Below are 25340 nucleotides of genomic sequence, written 5' to 3' on the forward strand. Positions count from 1 at the left end.
GTGCGGCTGATCGTTATTCCTGCCGTTGAGGATTTCGGTTGTGGTCAGCTGACCACCAAGCTAACCCCTTGGAAAACACCAACTTTCAAAGGCGGCTTGTCGCAGGCATTGTGCCGGTTACCGTCTGGCTCCCGAGCCAAATGACGCCTCTTAGGGGAACAGTAGACCGTGATCTCAATACGAACGCGCCCAAGGTCGCGCACGAACAAGACCAGGAGCGAAGTCTTCGCACGAAATGGCAGCCGCCTTTCATCAATTCATTGGCACCGGCGCGGCAAATCGCAAGGCGGCCGGCTGTGCCGGCTAATCGCGAGTGGGCGATGGCGCCGCATGGATAGGACGCAATAGGAACAAGTACCTGCTGCCATCCGCAGCCCCGGAATCTACGGGGCTGATTCGCGGCGGCACTTCCACAACACTGGGAGAATTCATCAACCGCTATCTTGGGCGAGGTGACGCAATGAGCCACTCGACCCTATGGTCTTTTGACCAGGCAAGAATGGCATTCGAGGTGAGTTTGGTGCCGTTGTCGGAGAGATCATTGCGAGTTTCGAGCGAGGCGACGACCGGAGATCGAGGTGTCCGGGGATCGCCGCGAGGCATTCTCGCGTCGCGTCATCGACGATGTTGAGCACGCGAAACCCCCTTCCGTAAGCGAACTTGCAGGCACGCGCGCACCGATCCTGGCCAACGCGAAGGCTCTGCCCGCTGGTCGCTGGATTTTGTTCGTGACCAAAAGCAAATGATCCAGTGGAACATTTCTCCACCGAACGACTGAGGCATATACCTATCTCGCAAGGCCCAGCCATCGGCACAGTATTTGAGTCCGTTGAAGAAGGTGATGGGTCCAGACGGCTTGGAGGAGGCATAGCCGTTCCAGCCGCCGAGTTTGGCGATGATCCAAGCGGCCCAGGCGAGCGAAGCTTTGGGATGGGGATTGGATTGCAGCTTGGTCTTGCCCTTGAAGCGGCTTTCGAGGGCGGCGAGCGTGTTGATCTCGTGGGGACTGACTGCCAGGCTTGCCGGGTGAGGATCGCCGCCACTGCGGTCCTGCACGAGTTGGAGGACGATTGCCGCGGCCTTGGCGGCGATGGCGACGAGCTTTTCCAGCCGCGGCGCTAACTGCAATTGGCTGTCCTCGATCTTGAAGCCCTGCGTCTTCATCACCCGGAAGAACTGCTCGATCATCCAGCGCTGCTTGTACCAAGCGACGATCTGCCAGGCGTCAGTCGCACTGGAGAGCGCATGGGTGGTCAAGAGCAGCCAATGCAAGGGCTCGACACCGTCGGGTGCGTCCGGTTCGACGACCTCGACCCAACTGAGCCTAACCCCGTCGGGCAGCCCTTCTTCGCGCAGGTTTTGCGGTTGCCTGATCGTCGCCTGGCCGAAGCGCAGGCACAACGTTGCCTGCCGCGCCGGACGGTCGGCGCGCTCGCGCAGCTCGATCGTTTGGGTGTCGCAGAACCGAACTGTCTCTACGACATCACGCAGTTTAGAGCCGCCGATGAGTGCATGGTCATGCATGACGCGCGACAAAAGATCGAAGCGTTGGTCGGGCAGGTGCGCCCACATCATAAAGAAGTCGCCCTATTGCGCGACCTCGCCAATGAGCGATGGCGTTTCGGCGACCGGCGACCGGCGACCGGCGACCGGCGACCGGCGACCGGCGGCTTCGGCGGGGGGGGGAGCGACGTTGGGGTCGACCGCATCTACGGGCTCTATCGCGAAGAAGGACTTTCCGTTCGCAAGCAGAAAAGCCGGGGCGGCACGCTGTCGGCACGCGTGGCCCGATCCTGGTCGAAGCGAAGGCCAATGCCCGAAGCTCGCTGAATCTCGTTCACGACCAGTTCGCTTGCGGAAGGCGGTTTCGCGTGCTCAACTTCGTCGAAGACGTGACCCGCGAATGCCTGGCGGCGATCCCGTGCACCTCGATCTTGCGTCGTCGCGTCGCTCGCGAACTGTCGGTCCTCATCGAACGGCGCGGCAAATCGGGGATGATCGTCTCCGACAACGGCACGGAATTCACCTCGAATGCCATCCTTGCCAGGTCGAAGGATCATAGTGTCGAGTCGCACGGCATCACGCCGGGAAGCCGATGCAAAACGCTAATGTCGAGAGCTTCAACGGCCGGATGCGGGACGAGATGGTCAACCAAAGCCTGTTCCTCGGCTGCGATTATGCCCGAAGCGCCATTGCTGGGCCGACGATTACAACCACTTCCGGCCGCACTCATCGCTCGGACCAGACCCGGGCACGTGATGCAGATACCATTGCCGCAACCGGCTCCAACGCTGCGCGAGATGAAAGCTTCGCGTTTCCGCCACTTGGCGTACTCGGAGCGCGCAGGCTCTAGTCGCTGCCGGAGAGGATTGAGTGCTAGGTCAGCGGGTCCACTGATCGAGGTTTTTCGCCAGACTCTGCTGTCGTGGGCCAGCAAGTCTTTTGGGGTGGGACGCACTGCCAACAGCTGCTTTTCCGGTGGTCAGCTGACCACAGCTACAACACTCTGAAAAGAAGCGACATTTTCGGGCGCTACTATGGACGGCGCATGACCCGCTCCTCGCGCCACCTCTCACAAGATCGGTTGTGTAGAGATAGGTACCGTCCTGTCGCCGCCATGGGTCGCGGGGTCTTGGCGGTCATTTTTGATCGTACATGACGTTCTAAGGGCATTGGTCATGGTTGCCCGGGTAGAATGGCCGACAGCCCTTCTATGCGGCTGGTGTAGTAAGGTCAGTTGATGCACGGAGCCGATTGAGCGGCTTCGTGTTCGAACGAACAATCGCGGTGTTTGTCACGACTGAAAGGAGACATTGCTTTGTAATCTTAACGGCGGTCTCCGCAGGATGCTTCAGGACGAAGACCTCCCAGGCTTCGAGGACAGTCGAAATTTGCTGGTCGTAAAACGAATGTTTGCAGATCTTCGGCCGTAATCATTCTTGTAGGAAATATAGCTGGCGGCGCGGACAAATGGCTCAATCAAATTGTCGAGCATCCTTGAAAGAACGCCGAAACGCGGACGGATTGTAAAAGAAACAAATACTGTCTGACTGAGTTCCGGCTCGCGCCCGAATTCGTCGTGCAGCCGAGACGGCTTTTTGGTAGCGAGGGGAGCGGCTGTCCTCTGCTTTTACCCGCGCCGCCGAGGGTCATGGCCCGCGCGCCTCTGCGGATCATAATCACCGCGGCTGAAGCCTTCAGCACGTTCCGGGGGAGGGGGCGAGCAGGCGGAGGAAGCCGGCTCCGCGGCGAGGATGTAGGCGCTGAGCTGAAACCGCGGAGCGATAGCGACTAGCGGTCCTGGCGCTACAGATCCCCAAAGGCCGGACCTGACGGCTATGCAGTCGAATAGCGACAAGAAAAGACTCTCTGCCATCGGGCGTCGGATGAACCATGCCCTCAACGGCGAATGAGGCCAAATCGGTGGGCTTCGTCCAGCAGGACCCGCACCGAGGACGGTTGCCAGTTCTTGCCGCTGCGCACAGGCCGTTCTCCCATCTGGTCCAGTTGCGCGGCAATGTCGCGCAGCGACAGGTTGGGATCGGCAATGGCAATTGCCGCCACCAGCTTCATCAGATAGTCTTCGGGAGCCCGGCGAGGGGATCGAGCAAGGAGTTCCTTCTCCGCGAGCTTTTCGCGTACCATGCGATGAACAGCGCGACGAAGGCGTTCGACGGTCCAGTCGTGGCCACGGCGATTGAGAACCCGCACGACATTGTCCCAACTGTGCTGCGGCCGGAGTTGACGCACCATCGGCAGCCACGTCTGCGCCGATGCAATGAGTTCATCGAGATAGAGCTTCTCCCGTGCCTGCGAGATTGCCTTGATCGCCTCCGGCCGTCGTTCTCGCAGACCGGGATTTCCAGGAAGCTTGCCGCGTGCCTTCGCCGCCTTAATGCCGGCTTTGGTACGCTCAGCGATTAGCGCCCGCTCGAGCTGCGCGACGGCGCCGAGGACCTGAAGGGAAAACATGCCCTGCGGGGTCGACGTATCGATTGGATCGCGGATCGACCGGAAATGCACGCCGCGGGCCTCGAGGTCCTCGATCACCGACAAGAGATGACTGACGGATCGGGCCAGTCGATCGAGGCGCACGACAATGAGGACGTCGCCGGCGCTAAGTTCAGCGAGTAATCGCGTCAGCACCGGTCGAGCCCGCGATGCTCCGGAACCATGCTCCTGATGGATCCGATCGCAGCCGGCTGCACGCAGCTCGTCCAACTGGGCATCGTGGACCTGTTCATCCGTCGACACCCGGGCATAACCGATCAGCCGCTTGGGAGATTGTTGGTTGTCAAATGTTTGTGGCTTTGCCATCGCGCTTGTAACGGCCCTGTCTCGAAGTAGTTTGTACAGATAAGGCATGCGTTAGAAATCGAACAGTTGCAAGCGTGTTTTAGGCATCAAATAGCGGCCCGCCAGACTCAAATCGCCGCCCGAGATAAGCAACGGAGCGTCCGCACTGACAAACCCGCGCCAGCGGGCTCCTGTGGCGGAAAGGCCGGAAAAACAACCGTTTTGGAGATGCCGCGAGAGCAGGGGCCCTCGGGAGGTCGCCGGCACATTATGCCGGAAGAAGGGTCGGGATTATGCGGGGCAACTGCGGCGGCCGAATTCTGTCTCGGGGAGTCCGGTCATCCCAGACGAAATCGGCCGAAAAGCCTGGAAAACCGCGCATTTCCTGCGATCCATGGTGACCGACACCCTAATTTGCGGCGTTATAGCAATCACTTCCGATAAGCGGTACTTATCGGTGGCGAGCCGCCACGGGCTCTTTTATAGCATGTGGGGAACCGCAGTGACCTTATAGCTTTCGTTTAAGACATCATTTACCATAATTTCAATGGCTTACGATCTCTCGAAAATCAGCCTGAGTGTCTTAATGCGGCCGGCTTTCGACGCTGTTGTCGCTCTGACGCGTCTGGACGAGCGCATTGAGCGCTCCGTGGTAGGATCAGGCTGGCTAGAACGCCAAAACTTTGCCGACGCCTGCGCCTCGCTGTGGATCGACGGAGAACTCGTCCATCTCGAAGACCTCGTCCTCCACGACGCCACCCGCGATATCCGCACCCCCACTCACGAACTGACCATCGCCCGCGACGTGCTGCGCACTCGCCGACGCATTTGCGGCCAGGCGCCTGACTGGGCGCTATCCGCCGAAGGTTTGCGGACGCTGAGGCAGACATCGGAAACCACGTCGGCCGCCGCGGGCGAGGCGGAGACGGCCGGAGTCATCAGGCCCAAGGCCCCGATCGAGCCAGAAGGGGAGGGTGATGATGGTGATGACGTCAAAGATCTGCCGGGCGTCGACTATGCTGCAATCGATGCGCTGCTCGCGCGCTCGGACGCCGCAATCGAACGAGCCAAAAAGCCCGGTCGGACCCCGGCCAATAACCGCGAGCGAGACCCTCTCGTCTATGATCTCGACTGGGACGAAGATGCTCGGCTCGACGAATGGCGCGGCGCGCTGCGCCAGGCCGAAAACTTGCCGGCCGTGCTGCAGGCGATCGTCGCCCTCGATGCCTGGAATGAGTTGTCGGTGCTGCAGCACGCGCCCTGGCTTGGCCGGCTGTTTGCCGCCTCGATCCTGCGCCAGGCCGGCATCACTACCGGCGCCCATCTTGCCGCCGTCAATCTCGGGCTCAAAACGATACCCGTCGATCGGCGCCGCAGTCGCGATCGGAAGACTCGACTGCTCGCGATTGCCCAGGGGCTGATCGCGGCCGCGGAGATTGGCATGAAAGAACATGACCGGTTGACGCTGGCGCGAAAAATGATGGAGCGAAAGCTGGAGGGACGCCGAACCTCTTCAAAATTGCCAGAACTGGTCGAGCTGGTCATGGCAAAACCGCTGGTCTCTGCCGGGATGGTTGCGAAGACGCTCGACGTCACACCGCAGGCGGCGCGGCGGATTGTTTTGGAGCTTGGCCTCAGGGAGATGACCGGGAGGGGGAGGTTTCGGGCATGGGGAGTGCACTAAGGTCTAAGGTCACCGGGCGATTGTTGGCATTCCGTGCAGGGTCGTGGGCCGCTAGTGTAAGCGACTGAGGCAAAGGGACGATGAGCGTGCGTCTAACAAAGGCAGACGTCATTGAGTGTTTCGAAAAGTGCGATAGATAGTATCGGCTAGCAAGCAAGGCTATCCTAGACCACTATGAACGCAACGACAAGGATTGCTACAAGCGCTGCACAATTGATGACCTGGTTGGGGCATCGAGCTTAAGCCGCTATCACGTTCTCGCTACCCCGCAGATCGTCAGGTACATATTCTTTCCCGGAACCAAAGGAATAGATCCGACTGATAAGTTTTCCGTCCCAGACGAACTTGAAGTGGTTGCCCTGAACGGCCCGATCTAGGACCTCACCCCGAAGTACGCAGACACAAAAGCCGGCACCTCGCTCTGGCGGCCTATAGAGCAGGCCGTCGAAACCGGCATCCATGATATGCCGACCGCGCTTGTATCTCGTGTCAATATCAAGGTCCGGATCCCAATCGCGACCATCAACGAAGCGGCCTTTCACGGTGCGCGACAATTCTCGCATCTCAAGTCCAATCGGTGCCTCGCTAGTGCGAGACAGGAACCTCTCTCGTTTCCAAATGGAAACAGAAAGGGCTGTCTGAATGTCGCTAAATAGTTCTAGCACCGGATTTTCGGGGCCGAAAAACCGCGAGCCCTCCGGGTTGTGATATGTGAATGGGGCATGATTCCAGTTCTGAAGAAGTGGGGCGTTATCATCAACAATCGTAGCTCCACCTCGGAGAATGCGCTCTCGGTCTTTCAGGCGCGGATTGGTTAGGGACTCAATCTCAGCCAGTTCCTTACTCCGACCATTCGCTACCCGCGCAAAAACATCAATCGTCGGAAATCGCGACGGAATGAGAGTAAAGAACGTTTGCTTGACGTCGATCACAGTGAAAGAGTTAGCCGCCACGCTGCGCGTCCACATATTGTCTGACACGGAATATATCCATCACTTGGCCGCCGCGCATAACGTCGAGAGCACTCTGCCCGCGGAAAAACTGGTTAGGTCTTCGGATCCAAGTGTCAGCAGCTCTGCTGTCCGGGAGTAGAATCTCAAGGGCCTTATGGATCGCGAGTAGGTGAGAGACTCGCTCGACGGTGTCTCTTGGAATTGAGCCTCCTTCTTTCTTCCACTTAAAGAAGGTCGATCGGCCAGGCGATCCCAGCAGGAGAAGTTGGTCTTCGGTTGAAAGCTCCCACAACTCCGCAAGTCCTTGAAATGCCTCCATGACTGCCGGAATCGATGATCGCCCTTCGGCCGCTGCGGCGACGGGTTCGATATTAGCCACGCATGAATCTCCCGAAAAGTCCCAATATGGACTTGTATTTCAAATAAGTCCCGATATAGATTAGTCCATATCGGGACTAGAATCGCAGTGTAGTCCACTGACGAATCACGATCAAGAGTCGCCGGAGAACGGAGCGCAGTTATGGTAAAAGACAACAAGAAATTCGAGTTCACTGTCGATGGCGCGATTTATAGCATCGGCGATAAAGTCATGGACGGCAGTCAGATTCGGGAGACCGCGGGCAAAGTGCCTGCGAGCGAGTTTGTCCTCATACAGATCGTTGAGAAATCCGGGCGCTCGATTGGCCTTGAGGATGAGGTGAAGTTCGCCCCGGGTGAAACTGCGGTATTCCGGACTTTCGAAAGCGATCGGGTTTACAACTTCACTGTTGACGAACGCGGTTGGGAGTGGGGCGAGGGAGCAATCGCTGCCGCCGATCTCTATCGTTACGCGGACATTGATGAGGACCGCGAACTGGTCCTCGATAGTGATGGTGACACAATCATCCCGGTCGATGGCAAAATCGATTTGAGCGGTAAGGGCGTCGAGCGCGTCCGTAGCCGCGAACCCAAAACCGTGACAATTAAAGTCAACGGGCGGCCGCGGACCGTTGAGAAGCGTCGCCATAGCTATCGCGAAATCGCCGCGATTGCTTACCCGAATCCCGACTTCGAAAACTTCAACTACACCACGACCTACCTTCATGGGGTCGGTGGTGCAGAGGGTGATCTCGTTGAGGGTGAATCTATCATGGTCAAGAATGGGATGGTGTTCAATGTCCGTCGATCTGATAAGTCGTGACCCGTTTCTGAAGCAACTCGAAGACGAAGGCTTCGAGCTTGAGGTGAGCAACGGTCATTTGATTGTCCGTAGCATTCCTTATGTGACGGTCGATGGCTCCTTGGCCCGCGGCGTCCTCACCTGTGCCCTTTCGCTTGAAGCGTCCTCTGGGTTGACCTCGACGCCGCAGGGCGATCACACCATGTATTTCGCAGGTGGGATGCCATGTCATCGCGATGGAAAGCCGATGAACAATATCGTCAACGGTGCCGTTCAGCAGCGCTTCGCTGATATTGATGTTAGCTATTATTTGTCGTCGAAGCCGGAGATCACTCATCGCTACGAGACTATCTACGACAAGGTAGTAGCTTACGAGGGATTGATCGGCGGTGCCGCGAGATCTTTGGACCGAACGGCTAACGCCAGGACGCATGCCCGCGGGTTGATCTCAAATGACGACAGTCCATTCGCAATTCCTGACTCTGCCTCGGCCCGATACCGTATAGGCGCGGTAAACCGAAAGCTTATGGGACGGGTCGCCATCATAGGCCTTGGCGGGACCGGGTCCTACCTGCTCGACCTTCTTGCCAAGACATGGGTCACGGAGATCCACCTGTATGACGGGGATCAGCTTCTTAATCACAATTTGTTCCGGTCGCCTGGCTCGCCTGAAAGGGAATTGCTCAAGGAGTTCCCTTTCAAGGTGAACTACTACACGCAGGTTTACGCGCGTATTCACAAGGGCATCGTTTCCCACCCGGTCCGCGTTACATATGGCAATGTTGACGAGCTCTCGGGCTTCGACTTCGTCTTTGTCTGCATCGATAAGGGCTCGTCGCGGCGCGAAATCGCTGAGGGACTGGTCCGGTTGGCGATCCCGTTTATCGACACCGGGATCGGCGTTGGCCTGGAGGATGGCAGGCTGGACGGATGCGCGAGGGCGACGTTCATCCGCCCAGGCACCGACTGGAGCGAGGTCGAGAGGCTGCTTCCCTTCGGCGATGACGTAGAAGATGACGATGTCTACCGAACGGATATCCAGATCGCGGCCATCAACTCGCTAAACGCAATCATGGCCATCATGCGCTGGCAGCGGTGGGCGGACTATTTTCGTGATGAGCGTAATGAGATGAATTCGGTTTACATGATCGAGGGGAACAATATCTCGAACAGGGCTGCGATATGACGCGGATTAAAAGGCTGAGAACAGTCTTCACAGCGGAGATACCTGAAACTCTCGACGACGGGGTTTTGTATGTTTCGCGGGAGTGTCGCGTCGCACTCCACAATTGCGCGTGCGGGTGCGGTGAGGAAGTATCGACGCCTCTGGTCGCGACCGAATACAAGTTAACTATGCACGGCGACAACGCATCGCTCTGGCCATCGATCGGCAATCACGACTTTGCCTGTGCTTCGCACTACGTCATCGATCAAGGGATGATAGTTTGGGCCAACAAGATGTCACGGGCTGCAATCGAGGCCGGCCGAGAGAAGGATCGGCTTCTTAAGCGACCGCCCGCGCCTTCCCCTATTGCAGAAACGATGGGACCAACAGCCGGAGGTCTATTTGGCTGGTTCAAGTCCATCTTCCGAAAGTTCTTCAACTGACAGGCGGCGGACGCAGGCGAACAAAGACCTGCGTCCTTCTGACATTTAGTGGCTTGCGGTGACGGGAAGGCGGAAAGTTCTCGCTCGGGCTACCCAATCGGTCCACCGTCGGGCTCCAGTGATAATGACTCGCGTCGAGAGCCGGCATAGTGCAATCTGGGGTAGGGGGAATCAGGGGTAGGACATGCATCTCATCTTCGGCTTGGCAGCAGATGGTCGAGTTTATCCCGACGCGCACGACGCATCCGGAAGTTTGGATGAGGATGTCGTTGGACCCTTGGGTCTGGTTCAGACGCTTGAAACCCAGCTAGGAATGCTTGCACCGAGCGTTTCGAAGGCGGTGCGCATTTCGACTTATCTCGCAAAGCTCCGTGCTTGCGGTGGCGATCGTTTCTGGGCCTCGTCATTTTCGAGGGATCCCTGGTCTACGGCCGCCACCCTCCTTGAGTGGCGCGATACGCTGGTGGGCGGTGGCTGGCACGGTACCGCGACCGGTAGCAATCGCCTAGACGATCTCGCTGCCGCAGAGGCAGTCGAGCCAACATTGCCGGCGGGCTTGGAAGATCGCGCCATAGCTTTGCTCGACGTCCTTAAGACAAGGCCTGGCCTAAGAATTCACCAACTCGGTTTGGCAGACCGGCGGGATCTTTTGCCGCCACTGTGGGCACGCATTGTTAAGGCTCTCGAATCCGTCGGGGTCACGATCTTCCAACACGAGCAGCCCGACCTGGCGGCAGAGGGCTCTGACCTGCGCATAGTGCAGAGGGTTCTATCAGGGGAGCCCGTCCAGCCACTGGCAGGCGACGGCACTCTTACAATGGTGGAAGCCGATACGGAGCTCATGGCTGCTGAAACGATCGCCGACTGGTTAGCAGCCTTGCCGTCGGAGGACCTGCGCGGAAGCGTCATTCTCGCTTCCGACGGCGATACGGCGCTCCTGGACCATGCTTTGCGGGCGAGGGGCATTCCAGCCCTCGGGCTCTCCGCCTCATCACCCTGGCGTGGAGCACTGCAGGTTCTTCCTCTGGCTTTCGCCGCCGCGTGGCAGCCGTTCGATCCCCGCGCGCTATTAAACCTCTTTCTCCTTCCCAGGCCACCTGTTGCGGCCTGGGCCGCGCGTCGGCTCGCACGCGCGCTCAGCGAAGAGCCGGGGGTCGGTGGCCGCGTCTGGCGCGAAGCATGGGTCCAAATCGAGGATCGCCTGCTCGAAATCAATACGCGATCCGACGCGGATACAGCGCGCCGTAAAACCGACACGACGCTTGCGGAATGGCGCGCATGGACGGAGGTCGGGCGCTTTGCGAGAGGCGAGGGGATGCCACTGTCGGAGGCGTTGGCGATCTGCGGGAGAGTGGCCGCTTGGGCGATGCGTTCGGACGGTGGCGATGGCGACCGCTTGCTGATGGCAGTTTCGAATGCTGCGGCTGCTGTGTCTGACGCCCTGAGCCGCCTGGAGCTTTCGGTCATTCCCGCCCTCCTTCTCGAGCGGGTTGTCTTGCAAGTCCTGTCGGAGGGCGTTCCCAATCCGGACCATTTTGCGGAAGCTGGTGCTGTTCGTGCCATCAAGGCGCCAGGAGCATTGTGGTCCTCGGCCCTGCGTGTCATCTGGTGGAACTTTGTCGGTCCTGGCGAAAAGATTGCCATCACACCATGGGACAATGCCGAGCGTGAAGCGCTCATTGCCAATGGAGTGGAGATCGATGCTTCACCAGCGATTGCGCGTCGGATCGAGGCCGCCCATAGCAGTGTCATCCGGCGTTGCCACGGAAACCTCATTCTCGTGCGCCCAGCGCTTGCGCGCGACGCGCAGACGACCCTTCATCCAATGGCGCATCGTTTGCGGCCTCTGCTGAAAGAAAGCGGGGCGGCGATCACCTTCAAGGCGGAACGGCTGCTGCGTGAACCCGATGCCATGCTCGCCGGCAGGATACTTCCTCGCCAGCTTGTTGGACGGCAAGTGCAGCCGCCAGCAGGGGTTCCAGTCTGGACAATACCGCCGGGAACGACACGCCTTACCGACACCCGTCGTGAGAGCGCGACTTCGCTGACACGGATGTTGAACTGTCAATTGAGCTGGTTCGCCCAGGATATTCTCAATCTTCGGCCGGGTCGTTTTGCAGAAATCCCAGGCACCGACCAGCTCTTCGGAAATCTCGCCCACGAGATCGCCCGCCGGCTGCTCCTTCCGGGCGCACCACCGGCCGAAGCCGGTATCAGGACGGAAGCAATCAGGCATTTCGAAAGCCTGCTTCCCGAGATCGCAGCTCCGCTCCTCCAGCCCGAACATGCCGGAGAACTCGCGGCCGCTCGCGAAATGGTGCCACGTGCCTTGGAGGCGCTTGTTCGCCTGCTCCATGCTCAAGGTCTGGAGATCGTCGGGTCGGAGCTCGATCGGGAAGGTATCCAGGGGCAGCTCCTGCTTCAGGGCAGACTCGACCTCCTGGTTCGTCGCGGCGACCGGATCGCAGTTCTGGACCTCAAATGGACCCGCTCCGAACGGCGATATAGGGAGGAAGTCGCGTCCGGGCGTGCCATCCAGCTAGCCATCTATCGCGGGCTTTCGGCCAGCGACGGGACGGGTGCTCCGGGAGGCTATTTTCTGCTGCGCCAGCGACGCATAGTAGCGGGTCCGGGCTCCATTCTGACCGGCAATCCTATTGAAGCGGATATAGATGACCTCGCTACGCTTGGCCATGTGAAAAACGATTGGCGTCTCTGGCACGATCTCACCACGAAGGGGACTCTGATTGCGGCCGGCTTCCCCGATACAGGTGATCTGCGACCTGCTGGGCTTGCGATTGATGCAGCGAAAGAACCCTGCCGCTTCTGCAATTTGCGCGGCCTCTGTCGCGTCTACGAGGAGCTTGTTTGATGTCGCGACTGACGACCATTACCGCCGCCGCTGGCGCCGGAAAGACGACGAGGATCGTCAATGACATCGCCGACGAGGTTCTGGTGCGTACGCCCGAACAGATCCTTGCGACGACGTTCACCATCAAGGCGGCGGATGAACTTGTCGAACGCGCCCGTGCCAAACTATTTGAGCAAGGCAAGGCGGACGCAGCTGCCCAGTTGCTCGGTGCGCGCTTCGGCACTGTCAACGCCGTTTGCAGCCAAATCGTCAGCGAATTTGTCATCGACCTGGGGCGCTCGCCGTCGACCGCTGTCATCGGTGAATCCAACATGTCGCTGGTGTTCAGCGTGGCCGCGGACGGTGCAATCGCCGCACGTGCCGAGGTCCTGAACGAACTCGCGGACCACTTCGGCTACAATGATCCTCGTGCGCCGGGGACGGGAGAACCGCCTGACTGGCGCCGGACTGTGCGCAGTATCGCGACCCTCGCGCGGGCAAATGGAATTGAGGCTGACCAGTTAGCCTCGTCGGCGCAGCGATCAATTGAGGCCTTTCTGGCATGCTTTCCACCTCCCGCGGCAGACGCCGCGGACCTCGACGCAGCACTGGCCAACGCGTTGAAGGATGCCTTCGAAATGCGCCCGGCCATCGTGAGCAGCACGGGAGCGGATTCGGTCGAGACGATCAGGGCGGCGCATGAACGCATTTTACGCGGCGAAACGCTCAGTTGGTCGACTTGGGCGCGTTTGACCAAGGTGAAATGCGCGCCCACCAAGGACGGACAGCCTTATAATCAGGCGTTGATCCATCTTATCGCCGCGGCGGGGCGGCACAGCGAGCATCCGCGGCTCCGGTTCGAATGCGAGCAGTTCATCACGGAGACGTTTCATTGCGCCGCCGAGGCGTTGACCGCTTACCAGGATTGGAAGGCCGAGCGTGGGCTATTGGATTTTACGGATCAGGAAGCTCTCGCGCTAGAGATCCTCAAAACACCTCACCTGGCCGCAAGGCTCAAGGAACGTGTCAGCCGTGTCTTCGTCGATGAGTTCCAGGATTCGAGTCCCTTGCAGCTTGCCGTGTTCACACTTCTTGGGGAGCTGGTCGACGAGAGCACCTGGGTTGGTGATCCGAAGCAGGCCATCTACGGCTTTCGCGGCGCCGACACCGAGCTGACCCAGGCTGCGTTTCTCGGCGCTGGGGGGAAGCCCGAGGACAATCCGGTCCTGTCCAAATCATGGCGAAGCCGCAAAAGCCTGGTCGATCTCTTCAATGCCATGTTTACGCCGGTCTTCGAACGGATGGGACTGCCGGCGGCGAAGCACGCGTTTTCGGATGCGGCGCGATCCGACGCTGGCTTTGACAAGCCTTCAGCAGGATGGTGGTGGCTGATGGGCAAAGTCGACGAGCAGGCACAAGCCCTCGCGGAGGGAATCCGGCAATGTCTGGCCGAAGCCGACAACTGGCTTGTCGAAGACGACAAGCACGATCACAGGCCAATCACGCCAGGTGACATCGCCATTCTCTGCCGTTCCAATACCGATGTCGGACGTTTTGCCCTCGCCCTTAGCCGTGCTGGACTTCCGGTGGCAGTTGAACGATCGGGACTTGCGCGTACACCCCATGTGGAATTCGTGCTCGCCGCTTGTCGGCGCGTGGCTGACGCGACGGATCGCCTTGCCCTCGCGGAGCTCGCCCGCTTCTTCGCTGATGATGCCGGTTCCAATGCATGGCTGCAGGCTGCTACCTCTGATGATGCCGACGCAGCGCTCCGGGCAGCCGTGCCGATATCGGATGCGCTTGATAGGCTCGCAGGTCAATTGCTCAATTTCACGCCGGCCGAACTGGTCGACGCCGTACTCGCGTTGCCAGCACTGTTGAGCCATATCGAGAGCTGGGGCGATACCGCGATGCGCTTCGACGACCTCGAGGCGTTGCGCGGTTTCTCACGCGCCTATGAGGAAGAGTGCGCTGCATCCGGCTCGCCTGCGACCCTGCAGGGGCTGCTGCTTGCGCTCGACGGAGCGGAGCCGAAGCGCCCCCCAAGCCTTGCCAGTGATGCGATCCAGGTCATGACCTATCACGGATCGAAAGGCCTTGAATGGCCAATGACGATCTTGACCGGACTTGCCTGGGAATCGAAGGCGCGGCTGTTCGAGCCGGTCGCCGAGACGACCGGCGAGCTTGATTGGCGCAACCCTCTGGCGGAGCGGTGGATTCGCTTCTGGCCGTGGCCGTATGGTCAGAGTGGAAAAGGCGGCACGATCGATGTTGAGGTAGCGAACTCAGAGACGGGGCGGCGTGCTTTGCAACGCGCTGTCGAGGAAGACACCAGGCTTCTCTATGTTGGCGCCACGCGAGCCCGCGACTATCTGATCTTTGCTCCGCCGGCGAAAGGCCCGCTCAATTGGCTGAGCCTGCTCAATGCGCCGGAGGCCGCAGCGCATGTCGTTCCTCCCCAGAACGACGATAACCAGCTTGGGGTTGGGAACCAGAATTTCACAGTCAATGTGAAGGCGCTTGCGACGAGTGGCGAATTGACGGAGCGTGGCAGGCTGCCCACCTACGTGCGAGCGCGAACGACCGAGCCGCAGGTCCGTCCGCCCTTGTTTCTGAAACCAAGCGAGGCGGTAGGTGGAAGCTGGAAGGTCGTCGAAAGGGTTGACCTTGGCGGAAGGCTCCCGATACACGGGATCGCCGACATTGCAGCGCTAGGCGAAGCGCTCCATTCCATCATCGGCTATGATGATCCAGACCGCGACCGAAGTCAGCGCCTTGCCGACGCGTCGTCTATCCTGACGCGTTGGAACGTGATTGGCTTCAAAGCAGATGATGCGCTTATCGCCAGTGACCGACTAGCAACCTGGCGCCGCGGCCGATGGCCGGTGACCAGGTGCATTGCTGAAGTGCCCGTCACGTCACCCGCAGCCGATCAGCTTCTCAAGGGCCGTATTGATATGCTGGTCGAAACCGGGATTGATTTCGCTATTATCGACCACAAGAGCTTTCCCGGCCGTTTCGAGCTTTGGGAAGAACGAGCCGTTGGCCACGCGCCGCAACTTGCTGCCTATGCAGGTGCGGTGGAATCAATCACCGGACGGCGTTGCTCTGAACTCTGGATCCATATGCCCGTAGTTGGCACAATGTTCCGATTGGCTCCAGTGACGCGCGATCCCTGAAACATAAGCCATGGCCGCCGGCGCAACGCCGGCCAATCTCCTCGAAAGTGTTGAGGTTAAGGTGCAGCAACTTAACGACGTTTTTTGTCAGGCTACGGCTTCCATCGGAGGCCTCTACTTTCATCTACCAGTCCATGGAAGCGATCCCAAATTTCGCGAACGCGTATATTGCTATGAATTATATCACCAACTTCGGCAGATCTGGCCGTCGGACACTGCGTTCGTGTTGAACGGTGAAGTAGACAAACAAGGACACGCTCTGATCAAGGCAACCGGCGCCCGTCTCGCGTCGCCGGATCTGCTTGTTCACATCCCCGGATCGATGGACAACAATCATGCCATCATTGAGGTGAAACCTGGTTCTGCGCGGCTTGGCGGCATATGTAAGGATATTCTAACGCTATCTGAATACTGTCGCCTCGTAGGCTACCATCGCGCTATTTACCTGTTCTATGGCGAACTTCCAGAACGTCTGATCACCCAAGCGATCGAGATTGTCACAAAAGTCAACGGGCCGATCACTCCCATAGAGTTGTGGTTCCACCCTCAACCCGGAACACCGGCCGAGCTAGTCGGCACATTGATTCACGGTGACTCTGCGTCCAAGGGCTTTTGAAATGCCTGGGCGCGCTAACGCGTAGGGGAGTTGACTAATCTTGTCCTGAAAGGGAACAAGCAGATTATCACACGGGGCTTTATGCATGAACAAACAGATCGATCCGCAAGACCGAAACATTAAATCTCTTTTCCAAGACTTTTACCGCGTTCCCGATTATCAGCGGGAGTACGTTTGGGGTGAGACGGACCCTCGCGGTGAGGGTGGCGAAGAGGTCGAACAATTTCTGAGCGACATCTACAGCGAGTACCAGAATGCCAGTAAGAACGACGCGCCTGAGTATTTCATCGGGACCGTTGTTGTTTGTCGCGAGGCCGGCGATGTTTTCGACCTCATCGACGGTCAGCAGCGAACTACAACCGCCTATCTCACATTATGCGCGCTCCGCGATAAGCTGGTCGCTTTAAAGGCAGATGTTCCAGAGGAACTTCCCGGACAGATAATTTACAGCTCCACCAACTGGCAGGGCGAGACAACGCAAAGTCTAAGGCTCGACCTTCAATACGAAGATGCGGGCGACGTCCTAAGAAGGTATGCGGAAGGTGCAGGCACCGACGCCCCCAGCGATGGAACGAGGTCAATCCGAAATCTCTACAATGCATATCTGACAATCAAGGAATTTATTGAGACCACGCTTAAAAACGATCCAGCCGAAGTACGCCGTTTCTACGGCTACTTCACCAACAAGGTGAAGATCATCCGGATCGAAACTCCGACCGTAGCCGTGGCGTTGAAAATATTTGAGACGATCAATGATCGTGGCGTCGGCCTCGACGCCATGGACTTGCTCAAGAACCTCCTTTTCATGAACGCAAAAGGTGAGGAGTTTAGCAAGCTGAAAGCTGTGTGGAAACAGCTCACCGATGCTATCTATCAGGCGAACGAAAAGCCGCTACGGTTCTTGAGGTACTATCTGCTTGCGGCGCATGACGTAGACGGAAGGCTTCGTGAAGACGCGATCTACGATTGGTTTCGGAAGAACGCGGAGCAAACCAATCACGAAAAAAAACCGCTCGCTTTTGCCGGAAAGCTGCTTGACGCTGCCAAGGCGTATGCTCACTTCGCGAAGGGACAGAACGTCGCTGGCGAAGAAGAGGCAGGAATCATCAACACCCGTCTGCTCGGAGGAAAGTCCATAAAGCAGCACTTTATTCTCCTGCTTGCTGGTCGCTCCCTGTCCCCTGCGAATTTCAGCAAACTTGCCGACGATCTGGAGAAAACCATGTTCGTTTGGCTACTGACCGGCACGTCAGGTAAAGAGTATGAGAGACGTATTATCGAAGCTGCGCATCAGCTCAACAAAATCTCTGATGCGCAGCTTGAACTGTTTTTGGAGAAAACCTTGCGTGCCGAGCGTCAAACGCTGGCCCTTGAATTCCGGAGGACGTTGCTTGGTTTGAAGACCTGGCAGCTCCGCGGCTTCCGTCTCCGCTATCTACTGGCAAAGCTCACGCAGTATATCGACCTGCAGGCATACGGCTCGAGTGCATCGCGCGACCGCCTGTCCGACTACACGGCCGGCGGCAACGACATTGAGCACATCTTGGCATCGAATGCTTCTTTCGAGGCTATGGAAGAGTTTGGCGAGGGTGCCGCCGATATTCATATTCGCCAGTGTCTCGGCAACCTGTTACTCATCGAGAAAGCGATCAACAGGGCGCTTCAGAACGGCCGGTATTCCGGAAAAATCGTAGCGTATGAGCAGTCGAAATTTCTGCTAACGAAGTGTCAGGCGGATGCTGCAGCGCACGAGGTGGGCAAGGACGACAGGATTACGGCAACCGTGCGCAAGCTTGAAAGCTGGCAAACTTGGAATGCGGTAGCTGTCACAGAGCGTCAGGAGTTTCTGAGTAAACTGGCGGAGGTCGTCTGGGATATCCCAATGCCTTCAGCATCAAGCAACTGACAAGGAGTACCAGCGGCTGCACGAAGGGTTATGCGCGGACTACCTGACACGACTAAGGTGCTGAGCCAGCGCAGGTAACCACATGCGATAAAGCGCTTCGAGCCCCACCTGCAGTGCGGGCCGGCCCGTCAAAAACGTCCGGGTTGAATATCGCTCCGTGGGACTCTGTATGGAAATCGTTAGGGCTGCTTGATTACAGGCCGCATCTCTATCGAGATCTGCAGATCTCGACCGTCACGCCAAGACCGGTTGGTCCGTCTCCGGGCCCAAAGGGTGCCTGGTCTCCAATTCCAAGATCAGCCGTTCGTTTCAGTAATCTCTGTCTGTTTCTATAGGTTCATTACGCCCGTATGCTTCCGTCAGTGAATGGCAGTTTGTTCAGCCAGATGGAACCCTTGAGGTCCCGCCTAGTCATTGGTCTCCATTGCGCACTCATTCGAGTCACCCAGCGTGGATGTTGGTTTGATTCCTCGTCCCGAAATAGCGCCTGCTTAGGCTAAATCGATTGGATGCGCGGTAATCAAAATAGGTGGTAGGCCGTCTCCGTGATCATTCCAAACCGTCCTAATGCAATAACTGCGGCCATTCGGCATCCCGACAAAGCAGTCAACGACTAGCTTCATTCCGAAGGCATGTTTCTCTACTGAAGCGACAGGATTGCAAGCAGCGTGCTCTCGCATCGTTTCCTTAAATGACTCAATGTCTTCACGTTTGTGGCCAACGCCTTCAAAAAATTTGGCCTTCGCTGCTCCTATTGAATGGTTGTTGTTGAGAAGGTAGTCAGCGACCTTATTGTCGGCAATGCGAAGGTCTTGGGGGTTCTCAATCCACGATTGCTCGCCCAATGGCTGCCAAGGCGGGGTGTCATGCATCGATCGGCTCCAGATCACTCCCGAAGACCGTTACTGTCAAAGCCGGGGCAAGCGAAACCTCAACCTCGTATGCATCTCGCGACGGATAGCTATCGACGATGACTCCTTCTGTGCCTGCGGGAATATCGATTCTCGCGGCCGTGAAAGCACGCCGCAGCCTGACTAGGGAATGTGCGGCAAACCGATGGCCCGCTGTCCTACGGATAATGTCCTCAATCTGATGGGGCGCGAACGCTACGTCCCAATCCCAGCGACCGAAGCCACCTGAAGCATTGATTGCCCCGATCCACTCGTCGAGCGCGAGCCTTTTTGCCTTGTCCTGAGGGCTGTCAGTGCCCTTGACTTCCAGCGCCAGCATCGTCCCACCTGTGAGGCGCACAAGGAAGTCCGGAACATAGCGTCGCCGCGAACCCGCCCACATGTAGTAGATCTGGAAGCCGAGATGATCGTTCTTGGCATAAGCGATGACGTCGTCGCGCTTCTCGAAGATGTTCGCTGCATGTCCCTCCCAGGATGAATCCCCAACCAGGTGGCTGATATGCGACTTGGTTGTCGGAAAGCACGGCTTGGTGGTGTACCAGGTCCGCATCTGGCCGGTGGCGCCGATCGGGTTTTCCTCGTCGAACACCGGCGTCAGACGTTCCGTGTTCTGCTCTGTCACGTTGCTCAGCACATGCTGAACGACGAGGTCGATGTTGAGTGCGATCAGAATCCGCCGCCGAAGCGGGTCGGAGTGGAACAGCGACGGGATGTCGAGGCGGTCGGAGTTGAGGAACGCCTCAACGATCTTGACCAGCTGCGCTGCGAGATACTCGTAGTTACCCGAAAAACCGTGGCTGAGTTCGGCGAAGGCCTTCCGTGCTGCCTGAAAGACGAGACGTTGCAGACGAAAGCCGTCAGGCAGTTTCTCGAGGTCGATGGCTGTCACCTTGCCCATGTCGGTCGCGCCGCCGAGCGCGGGGGCCAATTCCGCGCTGATTGGCGTGCTGGCAGGGTCGAGCACGAGCGGTGTTACCTTGCCCCAGTCCATGGCAAGTTGTGGTCTCACGACCGTTTCAACCCGCAGCACGTTCGGCCAGCGAAGTTCCAGGTGGGCCCGCTCGGGCAGGACTTCGATCTGAGTGGTCGGTTTCGGAGGCGGTGGAGCTTCCCCGCCTTCGCCTGTTTCCGAAATGGAAAGCGGCACACCGAAAACGTTGACGTATTCGGGCAGGAACAGGCCATTCTCGTCCGTGTCATAGGACACCCGACGCAATCCGCGCCCGACGACCTGTTCGCAGAGCAGCTGCGAGGTGAAGGCCCGGAGACCCATGATGTGCGTGACGTTCTTGGCGTCCCATCCCTCCGACAGCATCGCAACCGATATGACGTTCTGCAGATCCTGTCCGGCCCCATCCCGCTTTCCGACGTTGTCCACGATCTCACGCAGCAGTTCTTCCTTCTTCAGGGCGCGGAACTGCTGGCGGCGGGTCTCGGGGATGGTCGCAGCGTCGATGATTGCCTTCAGCCGCGCCTCGTAATCCTTGTCGGAGGTCGCGGTCTCGCCGATCTCAGCCTTCTCCAGCACCTTGGAATCGACCCGGAGCGTTCGGGTCGGTGCGTGCAATTCCGGCCAGTGCGCATCGCCCTTGTTGAAATAGGTCTCGATGCGGGCTGCGGTTTCGGTGCGGTTGCAGACCGTCAGCATGACCGGCGGGGAATGATGCCCGGCCTCCTGCCATTGCGCCCGAGTTTCCCGCCAGTCGGCGCCGAGCAGCGTATAGGCGTCCTGGACCAGCTTCGGCAGCGCTTCATGCGCTTCGGCCTTGCGGTTCAGATCTTCGGAAACGGTCGGGTCGCGGTAAATGTGGTAGAGTTTCGAGCGCAGCGTCTTAGCATCCGGAACCGCATCGTCCCTGACCACCACGCGCGGGGTCTTCACCAGCCCGGCCTCGATCGCGTCGTTTAGGCCGAAATCCGAGATGATCCAGTCGAACAGCGCAGTATCGGTGCTCTTCTTACCCGTCGGCGCGAAGGGCGTTGCCGACAGGTCGAAGCAGCGCTGGATGCGCCGGGTCTTGTGGATGCGGTCGAGCCCCTCGATCCAGCGCGTTGCCTCGTCGAGGTCGATGCCATGCTCCTCGGCATGCTTCTTGCTGATCTTCACCTCGGGCGGCTTGCGATAGGCGTGGTGTGCCTCGTCGTTGATGACGATGATGTCCTTGTGCGCCGCCAGCTTGCCCAGCACGCGCCGTGTGAAGGCTTCGTCGGATTCGCGCCCCTTCTTCACCACCGAGCGGTCCGCTTCCTTCAGCGGCATTAGCGTGTGCCAGTTCTCGATCATCACCTCCGCCTGGTTCAGTTTCTGGCGCAGGGCCTCGGACGGGCACAGGTTGAACTCGTCGTAATAGCTGCCCTCGCTGGGCAATAGCACCTGCAGCCGTTCCTTCACGGTTAGGCCGGGCGCCACGATGAACACCGCACGGCTGAAATCCTTGTTCCGCTTCGGATAGGTCAGCGCGTTCAGCACCTGCCAGGTGATGATCATCGCCATCACCGTGGTCTTTCCCGCGCCCGTCGCCATCTTGTTGCAGAGACGCTCCCATACTCCGCCATCGCCGGGGATCGCGATGCCCTGCTTGTAGCCTGCCGCACCCTCGACCCACCAGATCAGCGTCTCGATGGCCTCAAGCTGGCAGAAATAGAACGGATGCTGTCGCGCTTCGTGGTCGTGCCAGTGCTCCAACAGCTTGCGGGTGACGATGGTCACGCCGGGCCAGCCGTCTTCGCGCCACTGATCCACGCGGATGCGGATCGTGTTCACCAGATCCAGCACCTCTGTGCGTTTGGTGTTGTTGCGCGCGTCAAAGACCTCGTAGCTTGCCGGCCGCCGCTCGGGCTTGATCTCCAGCTTGCCGCCCTTGGCCTCGACCCAATGCTGCGCCGGGCAAACGAAGGGCGAATTGATGATGAGGGACATGGGCTTATCCCTCCAGCGACATGATCTTGAGCGACTCGATCCCGCGGTCGTCCACGATCTTGACCGCGATGCGTCGGTTCTCGCCCGCTTCGAAGGGCAGCGAGACGGTGCCGTGGAACTGCTCCAGCAGGTCTTCGTCCAGCTCTGCCCTCACGGTTTTGCGCAGGCGGTTCCAGCCGCCCTTCGCATCCGCTATCGGGAAGAACACCTGATGCGGCATCAAGGATCGGTTGTCGTAATCCACGTCAAGCGACCACATGGCGATCTGCTTGGTGCCGCCCGAGACCAGATCGCCCTTGCGCGGATCGAAATAGTCGAAACCGTTGACCTGAACCTCCCACAGCCCGTCCTTGCGCTTGCGCAGGTCCACATCGGGCTGGCCCATCAGCCAGAAGGACTGGTTGGAACTGCGGCCCTTCTTCAAGTCTTCGGTCAAAAGGTCGGTGTTCATCTGCGCCTTGAGCAGCGTTACGCCCGGCCAGTTCACCTCGGCGATGTCTTTCGCAGCCTCAGGGTCAAAGGTGAAGGCGCAGAATAGGATGAATTTCGGCGACGGGCGCAGGGTCTCGGCTTCGGTCAGCGCCAGTTCCACCTGCCGCTGCTCCAGCGCCGCGTGCTCGGGGCCGAAGCTGACGACGACGCGTTCGCCCGTCTCGGCCAGCAATCCGCTGGCGTGTATGTGTTTCAGCCCCGGCAGCGTCTCGAATTCGGCGAAGCGGAGCATGGCGCCGCCCTTGCCACGCACGCCGGTCTTCAGCAGTTCGTCGCGCCAGAGCGCTTGGCGCGACGTCTCGCCGGAGCGGGCGACGGTTTCGTCGGCCTCTTGTGGGGGCAAGCTGTCGTCCAGCGACAGGACGGTAGGCGCCGGCACCGCCTCGACTGAGAATGGCCCGCAGATGCGCAATTTGGATTTGTCGATGCGCGGCTTGTCGTAAAGCGTTTCCTGCTCGGCGTGGTCACTTATGCTCTGGTCCATGCGGCGCAGCATCGCCTGCCGGGCTTTGTGGAAGCTTTCGAAGGGCGCACGGGCTGTATCGGGCCATGCGTCGGGCCAGTCTAACGGCACTTCCCATTCGTGCAGGGTGTCACCTTTGGCGAAGTCTACTGGCTCACCCTTGCGCACGCCTTGGCTGGGCTTGAGTGGCTTTGGTGGAGTGGCGGCCAGCGCACTGATCAGATCGGCCAGCGCCGCGGCGATTTTGGGATGGTCTTCATCAAATATCTTGTCGATATCCGTATTGCTGCCAATCGACCCCAGGCTAATGCGCTTTGCAGTTTCATGATCAAATCCGCCCTTCAATCCTTCGTGCGGGTATTTTAGAATGTAGTAGTCAAAGCTGGCAGTCATCAGCCGCTGCTTTGCGAGCGTGATGGCAATACGTGAGGTATCGCAAGTGATCCAGCGGCGCCCCCATTTTTCAGCTGTAAACGCCGTAGTTCCGGAGCCGCAGGTAATATCTAACACTAGATCACCTGGATCTGTCGTCATCAATATGCAGCGCTCTACAATGCGGGTGTTGGTTTCGACGACGTATTGCATGTTGGATGCGCCACCAAACCCAAGCCAAACTGAGTGAAACACCTTGTATTCGAAATCAGTCGCAAATTTCTTCAAACGAAGCGACGTAGTTTTCGGAACTATCCGCCCAGCTTTAGCCGCGCGATCAAGTCCTTCGATCGGCACCTTCCAATGTTCATTCGCGCCGCACGGCCAGCTCTTTCCCATGAAATTGTATGGGCAGGTGGTCGTACTTCTGAAGCCATCCGATTTCAGCGGGTCTTCAGAATAGTCGCCATCCATATCCGGCTTTTTTTCATAGAGAGTTCGGTACTTCAGGCGATCTTTGTTCTTCGCGTAAAACAACAGGATGTCGCAAACCTTTCCGAGGTGGCTGCCAGTCACAGATCCTGTTTTCGAGAATGATATCTGCGAGACAAAATTTGTAACGCCGAATATTTCGTCAAGCACTCCCCTGACCAAATGTACATTCTCATCAGATATCTGCACGAAGACTGCTCCACTATCGTTCAGCAGCTCTCTTGCCAATATTAAGCGGTCACGCAAATAGGTGAGGTATGAATGGATGCCGAGTTCCCACGTGTCCCGAAAGGCCTTGATCATCTCGGGTTCTTGGTTGAGGTCCTCATCTTTATCCGAGTCTGACAGCTTTCTTTTGTTCGTGAAGGGCTGGAAGTTTGATCCGTATTTGATGCCATAGGGCGGATCGATGTAGATCATCTGCACCTTGCCGCGCATGCTCTCCTTGGCCAGAAGCGAGTTCATGACCAGAAGGCTGTCGCCCGCCACCAGCCGGTTCGACCAGCCCTTTTCATGGTGATAGAAATCCAGTGCTTGGCGCAGCGGCAGGTTCTCGAACGGTGCGGCGAACAGGTCCGGCTGCCGCCACTGGGTCGGCGCATCCTTGCCCTTCAGCCGCTTCGCCGCATTGGCGAGGATCGTCGCCGGGTCCACCCGTTCATGGACATGGAGCGAGACGGTATCGACCTCGAAGCTCAATCGCTCTGCCTTGCCAGTCCAGTTCAAATAGGGCGCCTGCAGCCGCTTCAGTTCCCGCAGCGCGTCCTCCATCCGCTCGGGATCTTCGCTGGCCAGCGCGTCGTCGATCAGCTTCTCGATTCCCGCGCGCGCAGAGTCAAAATTCAGCACCGGGTCGAGATGCGGGTCATAGGCCCAGACCGTCTTGTCGCCATCTGGATCTGTACCGGCATGGACCATCCCGACCTCGGGGTTGTTCACCCGCGTCTCGCCGTGGCGGTAGGACAGCACCTCCACGAGCCCGTCCGCCCTGCGCGCGACCTTCTTCCCGGCCTTGGCCCTTCGCTGACGCGAGGCGGCCTCTTCGGTGTGGATCAGTTCGAACTGGTCGTCCTCGTCACTCTCATCCTCGTCTAGGTCGTCTTTATCATCGTCCGGTTCATCCGTGACACGGAAGATCGACCCGCCACGTCCCTGGCCACTCCCCAGCACGCCCTCATCGATCAGCGCATCGCGCGCGGCGATGTAGTCGTCTTCGGCAAGGTCCGGCATGTGCTCGCGCAGCAGCGCAAGCATCGCCCCGTTGCCAATGGTGGAGCCATCTTCGGGTGTCAGGGACAGGATTAGATTGGAAATATCGGACATGGGGCCAGGAACTCATAAACGGTCTTGTTCTTCATTACCTATCGCGCCGGTTGTCCGTTTGCACCTAGGAATTCTATTTCCTGATGCCCGACTGAAGATCATAAAGCGAGCAAGT

General features: G+C 58.7%; 15 protein-coding genes and 2 pseudogenes. 9 read left to right on the plus strand and 8 right to left on the minus strand.

What is annotated here, in order from left to right; genetic code table 11:
- Window positions 1–450 precede the first annotated feature (450 nt).
- A pseudogene (locus AM571_RS36510) lies at window positions 451–662 on the minus strand (IS3 family transposase); the annotation flags it as partial.
- Window positions 616–1575, minus strand: coding sequence for an IS4 family transposase (locus AM571_RS22540; RefSeq protein WP_004672732.1), 960 nt, complete (start codon window positions 1573–1575; stop codon window positions 616–618). The gene AM571_RS22540 and the pseudogene AM571_RS36510, both read right to left, overlap by 47 nt.
- 15 nt (window positions 1576–1590) lie before the next feature.
- Here AM571_RS22540 and AM571_RS22545 point away from each other — a divergent pair.
- Window positions 1591–2373, plus strand: a pseudogene (locus tag AM571_RS22545) (integrase core domain-containing protein); the annotation flags it as partial.
- Window positions 2374–3399: 1026 nt separating this feature from the next.
- Here AM571_RS22545 and AM571_RS22555 read toward each other — a convergent pair.
- Entirely contained in the window at window positions 3400–4317 is a 918-nt protein-coding gene (locus tag AM571_RS22555) for a recombinase family protein (protein ID WP_008534020.1), read from the minus strand.
- Window positions 4318–4834: 517 nt separating this feature from the next.
- On the opposite strand from AM571_RS22555, the gene AM571_RS22560 reads away from it, so the two are divergent.
- Window positions 4835–5980, plus strand: a complete 1146-nt coding sequence (locus AM571_RS22560) for an RHE_PE00001 family protein (RefSeq protein ID WP_026188831.1) — start codon at window positions 4835–4837, stop codon at window positions 5978–5980.
- A 239-nt stretch (window positions 5981–6219) separates the two neighbouring features.
- Here AM571_RS22560 and AM571_RS22565 read toward each other — a convergent pair whose 3' ends face one another.
- A complete protein-coding gene (locus AM571_RS22565; protein ID WP_237358602.1) occupies window positions 6220–6960 on the minus strand; it encodes an RES family NAD+ phosphorylase in 741 nt (246 codons plus the stop codon).
- A complete protein-coding gene (locus AM571_RS22570; RefSeq protein WP_018247128.1) occupies window positions 6923–7312 on the minus strand; it encodes an MbcA/ParS/Xre antitoxin family protein in 390 nt (129 codons plus the stop codon). Before AM571_RS22570 ends, AM571_RS22565 begins: the two co-directional genes overlap by 38 nt.
- A 141-nt stretch (window positions 7313–7453) precedes the next feature.
- Here AM571_RS22570 and AM571_RS22575 point away from each other — a divergent pair, with 141 nt between their 5' ends.
- From AM571_RS22575 to AM571_RS22605, 7 genes are all read left to right on the plus strand, one after another.
- A complete protein-coding gene (locus AM571_RS22575) occupies window positions 7454–8113 on the plus strand; it encodes a multiubiquitin domain-containing protein (protein ID WP_004680484.1) in 660 nt (219 codons plus the stop codon).
- Window positions 8088–9278 carry a ThiF family adenylyltransferase gene (locus AM571_RS22580; protein WP_004680483.1) on the plus strand — a complete coding sequence of 397 codons (1191 nt, stop codon included), beginning with the start codon at window positions 8088–8090 and terminating at the stop codon, window positions 9276–9278. The genes AM571_RS22575 and AM571_RS22580 overlap by 26 nt, the downstream gene beginning before the upstream one ends.
- On the plus strand, window positions 9275–9700 hold the full coding sequence (locus AM571_RS37575; RefSeq protein ID WP_010034424.1) for a DUF6527 family protein: 426 nt from the start codon (window positions 9275–9277) through the stop codon (window positions 9698–9700). Before AM571_RS22580 ends, AM571_RS37575 begins: the two co-directional genes overlap by 4 nt.
- A 184-nt stretch (window positions 9701–9884) precedes the next feature.
- Window positions 9885–12572: a PD-(D/E)XK nuclease family protein gene (locus tag AM571_RS22590; protein WP_004680481.1), complete on the plus strand. Its 2688-nt coding sequence runs from the start codon at window positions 9885–9887 to the stop codon at window positions 12570–12572.
- Window positions 12572–15730, plus strand: coding sequence for a UvrD-helicase domain-containing protein (locus AM571_RS22595; protein ID WP_004680480.1), 3159 nt, complete (start codon window positions 12572–12574; stop codon window positions 15728–15730). The genes AM571_RS22590 and AM571_RS22595 overlap by 1 nt, the downstream gene beginning before the upstream one ends.
- A 10-nt stretch (window positions 15731–15740) precedes the next feature.
- The gene (locus AM571_RS22600) at window positions 15741–16346 is read left to right on the plus strand and encodes a hypothetical protein (RefSeq protein WP_004680479.1); all 606 of its coding nucleotides are present in this window, start codon (window positions 15741–15743) and stop codon (window positions 16344–16346) included.
- A gap of 85 nt (window positions 16347–16431) precedes the next feature.
- Window positions 16432–18252 carry a DUF262 domain-containing protein gene (locus tag AM571_RS22605; protein ID WP_004680478.1) on the plus strand — a complete coding sequence of 607 codons (1821 nt, stop codon included), beginning with the start codon at window positions 16432–16434 and terminating at the stop codon, window positions 18250–18252.
- Window positions 18253–18743: 491 nt separating this feature from the next.
- On the opposite strand, the gene AM571_RS22610 is transcribed toward AM571_RS22605, so the two are convergent.
- The 3 genes from AM571_RS22610 to AM571_RS22620 are packed head-to-tail and all read right to left on the minus strand — an operon-like array spanning window position 18744 to window position 25225.
- Window positions 18744–19124, minus strand: a complete 381-nt coding sequence (locus AM571_RS22610; protein ID WP_004680477.1) for a DUF6883 domain-containing protein — start codon at window positions 19122–19124, stop codon at window positions 18744–18746.
- Window positions 19117–22083, minus strand: coding sequence for a BPTD_3080 family restriction endonuclease (locus tag AM571_RS22615; protein WP_004680476.1), 2967 nt, complete (start codon window positions 22081–22083; stop codon window positions 19117–19119). The genes AM571_RS22610 and AM571_RS22615 overlap by 8 nt, the downstream gene beginning before the upstream one ends.
- Window positions 22084–22087: 4 nt before the next feature.
- A complete protein-coding gene (locus AM571_RS22620; RefSeq protein WP_004680475.1) occupies window positions 22088–25225 on the minus strand; it encodes a site-specific DNA-methyltransferase in 3138 nt (1045 codons plus the stop codon).
- Window positions 25226–25340 lie beyond the last annotated feature (115 nt).

It is taken from the genome of Rhizobium etli 8C-3 (genome assembly GCF_001908375.1).
GTDB classification, from domain to species: Bacteria; Pseudomonadota; Alphaproteobacteria; order Rhizobiales; family Rhizobiaceae; genus Rhizobium; species Rhizobium etli_B.